The 1391-nt window shown below is 66.1% G+C and carries 1 protein-coding gene; it reads right to left on the reverse strand.

From position 1 onward, the window contains the following. Nucleotides 1–276: 276 nt before the first annotated feature. Nucleotides 277–1296 (reverse strand): IS110 family transposase, encoded by a 1020-nt coding sequence (locus ACLBYB_RS32560; RefSeq protein ID WP_447701348.1) that lies wholly within the window; start codon nucleotides 1294–1296, stop codon nucleotides 277–279. Between the last annotated feature and the right edge of the window lie 95 nt (nucleotides 1297–1391).

The raw sequence follows: 1391 nt of genomic DNA on the forward strand, positions 1-1391 counted from the left end.
AAAAACGTATGGCCCGCCCCGTCCGCAAGGTGGTCGGTGAAGGTGCCTGTGTCCGGTCTGCACAAACGTATCCGGCATGTCGGCGCAGTGGCCGCCGCCAAGATGGAGAGCCGCACGTCCCGGGCCTCATAAGCACGTCGGCCTCGAAGAGCCGCTTTTTTTGCCAGGCTTCCGGAACGTCGCTCGACCGTCAGGCCATCTTCACTGTCCTCCCGCAGACCTCATGGACCCGCGCCGGCCTCTCGTAGTCCGGCCAGGGTCGACGTTTGCGATGTTTCAGGCGTGAGCCGGCTCCGGCTGCCGCTCGAAGCTAACGCCCTTCCGCAGCGTTGCCCAGGCGATTCGAGCGAGCTTGGCGGCGAGCGCGACGACTACGGCGTTGTAGTGCGCTCGCGCCAGCAGGCCCCGCAGCCATTGGCCGGTCGCGTCCTCAGCCTTGGCCATCGAGGGTAGCGCCGCTCTCGCCCCGTGGATGAAGAGCCCGCGCAGGTAGGAGTTCCCCCGCTTGCTGATGCCGAGCAGCTTCGGCTTGCCGCCCGTCGTGTGCTGGCGTGGTACGAGGCCGAGCCAAGCCGCGAGATCGCGGGCACGCGTGAAGGTGCTGCCGTCATCGACGGCAGCACGCAGAGCCGTGGCAGTCATCGTTCCGATGCCCGGGATCGACACCAGGCGGCGCGCCGCCTCGTCGGCACGAGCATGCTCGACGAACTCGCGATCGAGCGCCGCTATGCGGCGATCGAGGTCCGTCCACTCGTCGCGGACCTCTTCGACGAGGGACCGGATGCGTGGTCCGATCTGCGCCTCAGGGTTCCGCATCAGTGCTCCGATTGCCATCTCGAACTTGCGCCGGCCCTGCGGGAAGGTGAGACCACGCTCCAGCAGGATCGCGCGGAGTTGGTTCATGAGCATGGTGCGCATTCCGACCAGCCGCGACCGGACCCGGTGCAGGCTCTGCATATCGAGCTGCTCCTGTTCCTTCAGGGGCACGAAGCGCATGGTCGGGCGTGTGGCTGCCTCTGCGATCGCCTCGGCATCACGATCGTCGTTCTTCTGCGCTTTGACGTAGGGTCGAACATACTCCGGCGACATCAGACGGACGGTGTGTCCCTGCGCTACGAGCAACTGGCCGAGATGATGGGCGCCGCAGCAGGCCTCCATCGCGACCTCACAAGCCGGTAGCTTGGCCGTCAGTCCGACGACCGTCTCACGCCGCGCGCGGCGGCGCAGGACGACAACTCCAGCCGCATCGAAACCGACAAGGCTGCAGCTGTTCTTGCCGAGGTCGATACCCAGCACGGCGATCGAGCTCTTTGCCATTCCAGATCCCTCCACGTGTCCGTGGCAGAAGAATGCCACGACGGTTCAGTGAGGGGCGGGCCATCCCATAAGCC

The sequence above is a fragment of the Methylobacterium sp. D54C genome (assembly GCF_053345595.1).